The organism is Arthrobacter agilis (assembly GCF_002953615.1).
Taxonomy (GTDB): Bacteria; Actinomycetota; Actinomycetes; order Actinomycetales; family Micrococcaceae; genus Arthrobacter_D; species Arthrobacter_D agilis_B.
In genome coordinates, this window is the sequence record NZ_CP024915.1 from 299,851 (window position 1) to 306,756 (window position 6,906).

Sequence of the window (6,906 nt, forward strand, 5' to 3'; positions counted from 1 at the left end):
ACTGCGGCCGCCGCCTGGGTCTGGCGCCGGCACGCGCAGCGCACCCGGACCGCACGGGAGTCGGCGCACTCGGCCGCCTGGGGTGAGTTGCGCCGGCGCCACGACGCGGTCGTCCGGCAGTGGGCCGACTACGACGTCGACCCCGCGAAGGCGATCCGGTACCCCGCGATGCACGATCCCGGACACCCCGCCGCGCGGCCTGTCGTCCGCGCCCTGCGAACGGCCGGCGACGAAGGGAGACCGGAGCCGGGGGGCCGGGGGGACGGCAGGGACCTCCAGCGCTACGCGGAAGCCGTGGCGCGGCTGGAGCACACCTTCGACGCCGCCGAACGGGAACTGGGTGCGCAGGGTGCACGACGCCCGGCACGCCACCGGGAGGCCGCAGGTCGGTTTTGAATCGTTACATCCGGGCCGGTCGCGGAGGGCACTGCGCCACTAGGCTTGAGTTCCAGAAGGAACCACCGGGGCTGCCGTCCGTCCGACGGCACGGCCCCACCACCGAGGAAGGGGAGACGTGCGAGTCCTGTCGCGGTTCTCAGCAGGCCTGCTGGCCGTTTCCCTGCTCGTCACCGTCGCCCCTGCCGCCCTCGCGGGTCCTGCAGACGACACCCGGAGCGTGGTCCCGGGTGCCGACCAGGGTGCAGGGCAGGGCGTCCGCTTCGCCACCTACAACGCCAGCCTCAACCGTTCGACGCCCGGCGGACTCGTCCGGGACCTGAGCACGCCCGGGGATGCCCAGGCGCGCGCCATCGCCGAGGTGGTGCAGACCAACAGGCCGGACGTGGTCCTCATCAACGAGTTCGACTACGTGCCGGGCAACAGGGCCGCCGACCTCTTCGACCGGAACTACCTCCGCGTGGGCCAGAACGGCAAGGCTGCCGTGGACTACCCCTACGTGTACACGGCGCCATCCAACACGGGCATACCCAGCGGCTACGACCTGAATGACGACGGTACGGTCGGCGGACCGGATGATGCCCTGGGCTTCGGGGCGTTCGAGGGCCAGTACGGCATGGTGATCTACTCGAAGTACCCCATCCAGACCGGGGCGGTGCGGACGTTCCAGGACTTCCTCTGGAAGGACATGCCCGGAGCCCTGCTCCCCGACAACCCGGCCACCGATGCCCCCGGCGACTGGTACTCCGCGGATGAACTCGCCGTCCTCCCCCTGTCCAGCAAGTCGCACTGGGACGTTCCGGTGAGCGTCGGCGGCAGGACGGTGCATGTGCTGGCCAGCCATCCGACGCCCCCTGTCTTCGACGGGGAGGAGGACCGCAACGGCCGGCGCAACAGCGACGAGATCCGGTTCTGGTCCGACTACGTGACGGCCGGCCCCGGAGCCGCCTACATCTACGACGACGACGGGGCGCCCGGCGGGCTCAAGCGCGGAGAACGCTTCGTCGTCCTGGGCGACCAGAACAGCGACCCGCTCGACGGCGACTCACGGACCGGTTCGATCGACCAGCTCCTCGGGAACAAGCTGGTGCAGGACCCGCTCCCGTCCTCGGAGGGCGCCCTCGAGGCGGCGGCGCTCCAGGGCGGCGCGAACGCCGACCACCGCGGCGACCCCCGGTACGACACGGCGGACTTCGAGGACCGCAATGCCGGCAACATCCGGGCCGACTACGTCCTGCCGTCGCGGAACCTGCGGGTCTCGGCGTCGGGGGTGTTCTGGCCGCGGGCGGGCATGCCCGGCTCGGAGCTGACGGGGATCTTCCCCTTCCCCACGAGCGACCACCGGCTGGTCTACGCCGACGTCGTCGTGAGCGGCGCACGGCGGAGCTAGCACACGGTGGCGGCCGGACGCGTGCGACCCTTGTCCGGGCGCCGCGGCCGGGTGTACCGTCGATGGCATGAGGACACTTATTTTCCAGTAACCGAACCGGCTCCTGCCGAGTTCAGCGCCACTTGTCGATGACACCACTCCAAGGGCGCCCACTGGACCTGTCCGAACCATCAGCACAACCCGCGTACGCCGCTGCGTGCGCCGTGCCGTCCCGTTCCGACTGTTCCGCGGGCGCAGGAACTGAGAAAGGAACACCATGACCAGCACGCCCCAGAACGATCGATCCCGAACGGACGAAGCACCGGCGGCCGGCACCGGCGGGACCGCCGGTGCCAAGGGCTCCTCCGGGAAGCTGCAGGACGACCCGCGTGCCCGCCTCGCGCTGGCGAGGAAGAACCACGCCGCGAATCCGACGGCGTCCTCGGGCGCGGGCCATGTGAAGGCGGCCCATGAGAGCAGCAAGCAGGGGAAGAAGGAGAAGAAGGTGCGCTGGTAGGCACCCCTGATCCGCCGACCCGGCGATGTCCGGGTCGTTAAAGTGGAGCTGGCTCCGAGTTCTGCGTATGGGGGAATCGCAGAAATCGGAGCCAGCGATCTCAGTATACTTCGACTCCAGACCGAAATGTCCAATCGAAAGGTGATGATGGCCGTCACAGCCAAGGCGTTCCAGCTGTGGCGTTCCCAGATCGCTCCGCACGACAACGTGTCGGACGTGTGCCGGGTCGCCGGCATCAAGCGCTCCACGCTCGCCCAGCAGCTCGTCCGGGGGAAGGTGTCGGTGACGACCGTCGTCGCGATCGCCCGCGGGTACGGGGTGCCGCCCGTACAGGCGCTGGCCGTTTTCGAGGGCTACGAGGATCTGCCCGGCGGCATCCGGCAGCCCACCGACGCCGAACTCGTCAGCCAGGTCAGCCACATCGACATCCTCCGACTGCTCATCGCGCGCAGCGAGGACAGGGGCAGCACGGCGACGGACCTCGAACTGAGCCTCGCACCGTTGCCGCACCGCAACTCAGTCCGCGCCTGGGTCGAGGCGGTGGATCCGGGTGACCTCCGCCAGCAGCTGGCGGCGAGCACCGGCGTCGCCCGCCAGAATCTCTCCGCCCAGCTCACCGCGGGCCGGCTCGCCCCCGAGATCGCCGTCCAGGCGGCGCGGATAGCGAACGTGTCGCTGGCGAGCGGTCTGGTGGTGACAGGGCTGCTCACACCCGAGGAGGGCGGCTGGCCCGAGGACGGCCGTGCCCGCGCGCTGTGCGCGATGCCCGACCTCGACCTGGTCTTCCTGGCACGCGACCGCCTCGACGTGCTGGGCAAGCAGATCCGGCGGGCAGAGCTCGACGACGGCAAGGACCGCGCGATGTGGGAGAACCTGGGATGACCGCGACCATCCAGTGGATCGCCCTCTGCATCTGCGCCCTGGGGGCCGCCGTCCGCGTCCCGGGAGTGCGGAACGGCCAGGGCCGGACCGTGTTCACGGCGCTCGTGCTGCTCACGGTCGCCGTCGGACTCTCGATCGTTCCCATCTACGAAGCCGTGGACGGCGTCCTGGGCGGGGTGAACATCGCGAACCTCCTGCTGCGGCTGACCCTCTACGCGGTCTTCGTGCTCCTCGGCGTCCGCACGGCGGCGGCGTTCGGATCGTCCCTCGCCCGGCGCCTGGTCGTGGGCCCGTTCGGGCTGGCGATCCTCGGCCTGACCGTCGCCGCCACCCTGTACTTCTTCGTCGCCAGTGAACTTCCGGGCACCTCCACGGGGCTGCACGCCTTCGGGGACCAGGACACGGTCCAGCAGTACGCGGCGGTGGGACGGCTCTATCCCGGCTACGTGGCGGGGTGCCTGGTCATCCCGGCGGTCGCATCGGTGGCGGACCGCCGAGCGCGGACCGCCCACCGGGTCGCCTGTGCGTTCCTGGCCTGCGGCTTCTCGCTGGTGGTGGTCTTCGTGCTGCTGAGGCTGACTCCCCTCGATCTGGGGGCCTGGGACATCGTCCTGCCGTTCTCGGCGATCATGTCGAACGTCGTGGGACTGTTCCTCGTGTGGCTGAGTCACACCCTCAATCGACGGCGCAACCAGCGGGCGAACAAGCTCGCCTGAGGCGAGGGCACCCGACTTTCCGTGCTCACCGTGCAGGAAAGTGATCCGATTGTGTCCTTGCCCCATTCACGTTTTCATGATCGTGTGCAAAAATAATGATTATGTAACTGCCGCTGTCCGTGGGGGGTCAGCGGATCGTTATCCGGCAGGTAGGTGCGTCCATTAGAACGGGTGGACCCACCTACCGGTCGGGCAAGCTGGGGACGCCGGAAGGGCACCATCCGCCATGTATCGACGGCGGATGGTGCCCTTCGTGGTCGTGCGTCCTGCTTCGTCCTATTCGGCGTCGTGGTCCGTCTCGATGATCCGGGCCAGGCTCTCGAGTGCGTCCTCGGCGCCGTCGCCCTCGGCACGCAGCACGATCACGTCGCCGTGCGATGCGCCGAGGCTCATGAGCGAGAGGATGCTGGAGGCGTCCATCGCCTCCTCGGCCGGCTCACCGTCCATGGCGATGGTGACCTCGAGCGGGAGTTCGCCCGCGGCCTCCGCGAAGATGGAGGCCGGGCGGGCGTGCAATCCCACGCGACTCGCCACGGTTGCCTTGCGTTCTGCCATGATGTGCTCCTTTTTCGTGGATGGGTTCCCCGTACAGCCAACCGGACCCGGGGTCAGGCCGCAACCGGCTCGGCGACGGCGGTGTTCTTCTTGCTCGAGGCGTAGCGCTTGAGGGCGATCACGGCGAGGGCCGAGACGACCGTGCCGACGAGGACGGCGAGGATGAACATCACGACGTTCCCGATGGCGAAGAAGACGAAGATGCCGCCGTGCGGGGCCTGCGAGGTGACTCCGGTGCCCATCACGATCGCCCCGGTGACGGCCGATCCGAGCAGGGACGCGGGGATGACACGCAGCGGATCCGCTGCAGCGAACGGGATGGCGCCCTCCGAGATGAACGCGGCGCCCAGCAGCCAGGCAGCCTTGCCGTTCTCGCGTTCCGCGAGGGTGAAGCGACGGCGGTCGATGATCGTGGCGAGCGCCATGGCCAGGGGTGGCACCATGCCGGCCGCCATCACCGCGGCCATGATCTGCCACGGTGCCTGGTTGTCGATGGAGCCGGCGCTCAGGCCGGCGACCGCGAAGGAGTAGGCCACCTTGTTGACGGGGCCGCCGAGGTCCACGGCCATCATGAGCCCGAGGATGACGCCGAGGCCGACCGCCGCGGTCCCGGTGAGGCCGGAGAGCCAGTTGTTCAGGCCTACCGTGATCGCAGCGATGGGTCCGCCGAGCACGAGGAACATCAGGCCCGAGGCCACGATCGACGCCAGGAGCGGGATGATGACCACGGGCATGAGGCTCCGCAGCCAGCGGGGCACGGAGAGGCGCCCGATCATCAGGGCGACGTAGCCGGCGAGCAGGCCGCCGACGATACCGCCGAGGAAACCCGCATCCATGAAACCGGCGACGGCACCGGCGACGAACCCGGGCGCGATACCGGGACGGTCGGCGAGGGCGTAGGCGATGTAGCCGGCGAGGGCGGGCACCAGGAACCCGAGGGACAGCTGTCCGATCTTGAACGCCACCGCACCGAGGTATTCGGCGAGTCCGCCGGCCGGGAGGTTCGCGAGGCTGTTCTCGAGGACCACGGCGTCGGCCGTCTCGGTGATGAGGTAACCGCCGAGCAGGAAGCCCAGGGCGATCAGCAGGCCGCCGCCGGCGACGAAGGGGATCATGTAGCTGACGCCGGTGAGCAGAGCGCGCTTGAGGGTGCTGCCGATGCTGTCCCGGCCGCCCTCGTCGTCGGTCTGGTCGTCACCGCCGGCGGTGCCGGCGACCCTGCGGGCGTTCGGATTCCCGGCGGCCGCCAGGGCTTCCTCGACCATCTCGCCCGGTTCGTCGATGCCCCGCTTGACGGGTGCACTGATGACCGGGAGGCCGGCGAACCGCTGCTTGTCCCGGACATCGACGTCGACGGCGAAGATGACGGCGTCGGCCGCCGCGATGACCGACGGATCCAGGGGGGTGGCGCCCGAGGAGCCCTGCGTCTCGACCTGGAGGTCGATGCCACGCTCCTTGGCTGCGGCGACGAGGGAGTCGGCGGCCATGTAGGTGTGCGCGATCCCCGTGGGGCAGGCGGTCACCGCGACCAGCCGGCGGACCTTGGTGTCGGTCGAGCGGCCGGCGTCGACGGCGGGACCGGTGGCGTCCACCCCGGCAGGCGTGGTGCCCAGGGTGGCTGCCGCCTCGTTCGTGCGGGCACTGTCCCCGGCCGACGGTCCGCCCGGACCGGCGGCGCCTGCCGCATGGGCGCCGGCACCGACGGTCGCCGCGTCCCCGATGCCGAGGGCTCCGTTGACCAGCGCGACGACGTCGGCGGGCGTCTCTGCGGCACGGAGGGAGGCGGTGAAGTCCTTCTTGATGAGCGAGCGTGCCAGCTTGGACAGGAGTTTGAGGTGCTCCTGGTCCGCGCCGTCCGGCGCGGCGATGAAGAAGACGAGGTCCGCGGGGCCGTCCTTGGCCCCGAAGTCCACCGCCGGCGCCAGGCGCGCCATGGCGAGCGTCGCCTCCGAGACCGCCGTGGAACGGCAGTGCGGGATGGCGATGCCGCCCGGGACCCCGGTGGAGGTCTTCTCCTCCCGGGCGAGGGCGTCGGCGTACAGACCGTCTACTTCCGTGGACCGCCCCTGTGCGGCGACCTGCTCCGCGAGATACCGGATCACCGAGGAGCGTTGTGTCCCCAGGTCCTTGTCCAGAGTCACAAGCTCCGGCGTGATGAGTTCGGACATCAGAATTCCTCCTGTGCTGTCGGTCCAGCGTTGGATCCGACGGCGCTTGGTTCGATCACGGGCAGCGTGACCATGAGTGGAGTGACCGCGACTGCGGCCGGCGTTGTCTGGTCGAGCGATGGAACGGTGGAGCCCGGTAGGGATGCGGCCGCCGATCCGTGGGCAACGGCCTGGCGCAGGCAGTTCTCCGGGAGTTCGCCTGCGCTGTGCGCCAGCAGGTAACCGGCCAGGGCGGAATCTCCCGCGCCGACCGTGGAACGCGCCGTGACCGGCGGGTGCACGGCGTGCCAGGACGACGGAACA

Annotated in this window: 7 protein-coding genes and 1 pseudogene; 5 read left to right on the forward strand and 3 right to left on the reverse strand. The window is 69.9% G+C overall.

The genetic code is table 11. The annotated features are described in order from the left end of the window. The 5 genes and pseudogenes from CVO76_RS01470 to CVO76_RS01490 form a co-directional block, all read left to right on the forward strand. Positions 1–396: pseudogene (locus tag CVO76_RS01470) on the forward strand (hypothetical protein); the annotation flags it as partial. 127 nt (positions 397–523) lie between these two features. Beyond that, a complete protein-coding gene (locus CVO76_RS01475; protein ID WP_208741663.1) occupies positions 524–1,786 on the forward strand; it encodes an endonuclease/exonuclease/phosphatase family protein in 1,263 nt (420 codons plus the stop codon). A gap of 256 nt (positions 1,787–2,042) precedes the next feature. Next, the gene (locus tag CVO76_RS01480; RefSeq protein WP_208740432.1) at positions 2,043–2,282 is read left to right on the forward strand and encodes a hypothetical protein; all 240 of its coding nucleotides are present in this window, start codon (positions 2,043–2,045) and stop codon (positions 2,280–2,282) included. 147 nt (positions 2,283–2,429) lie between these two features. Then, positions 2,430–3,164 (forward strand): hypothetical protein, encoded by a 735-nt coding sequence (locus CVO76_RS01485; protein WP_208740433.1) that lies wholly within the window; start codon positions 2,430–2,432, stop codon positions 3,162–3,164. Then, the gene (locus CVO76_RS01490; protein ID WP_208740434.1) at positions 3,161–3,880 is read left to right on the forward strand and encodes a hypothetical protein; all 720 of its coding nucleotides are present in this window, start codon (positions 3,161–3,163) and stop codon (positions 3,878–3,880) included. The genes CVO76_RS01485 and CVO76_RS01490 overlap by 4 nt, the downstream gene beginning before the upstream one ends. Positions 3,881–4,156: 276 nt before the next feature. On the opposite strand, the gene CVO76_RS01495 is transcribed toward CVO76_RS01490, so the two are convergent. The 3 genes from CVO76_RS01495 to CVO76_RS01505 form a co-directional block, all read right to left on the reverse strand. Beyond that, positions 4,157–4,435 carry an HPr family phosphocarrier protein gene (locus tag CVO76_RS01495; RefSeq protein WP_055765843.1) on the reverse strand — a complete coding sequence of 93 codons (279 nt, stop codon included), beginning with the start codon at positions 4,433–4,435 and terminating at the stop codon, positions 4,157–4,159. 53 nt (positions 4,436–4,488) lie between these two features. Further along, positions 4,489–6,603, reverse strand: a complete 2,115-nt coding sequence (locus CVO76_RS01500) for a PTS fructose transporter subunit IIABC (RefSeq protein WP_208740435.1) — start codon at positions 6,601–6,603, stop codon at positions 4,489–4,491. Then, the coding region (locus CVO76_RS01505; RefSeq protein ID WP_244186148.1) for a PfkB family carbohydrate kinase at positions 6,603–6,906 on the reverse strand (304 nt) is incomplete at its 5' end. The genes CVO76_RS01500 and CVO76_RS01505, both read right to left, overlap by 1 nt.

Bases quoted from the DNA above. Each gene is read 5' to 3' on its own strand.
- CVO76_RS01480 (WP_208740432.1), top strand. From the start codon at position 2,043: ATGACCAGCACGCCCCAGAACGATCGATCCCGAACGGACGAAGCACCG.
- CVO76_RS01485 (WP_208740433.1), top strand. From the start codon at position 2,430: ATGGCCGTCACAGCCAAGGCGTTCCAGCTGTGGCGTTCCCAGATCGCT.
- CVO76_RS01490 (WP_208740434.1), top strand. From the start codon at position 3,161: ATGACCGCGACCATCCAGTGGATCGCCCTCTGCATCTGCGCCCTGGGG.
- CVO76_RS01495 (WP_055765843.1), bottom strand. From the start codon at position 4,435: ATGGCAGAACGCAAGGCAACCGTGGCGAGTCGCGTGGGATTGCACGCC.
- CVO76_RS01500 (WP_208740435.1), bottom strand. From the start codon at position 6,603: ATGTCCGAACTCATCACGCCGGAGCTTGTGACTCTGGACAAGGACCTG.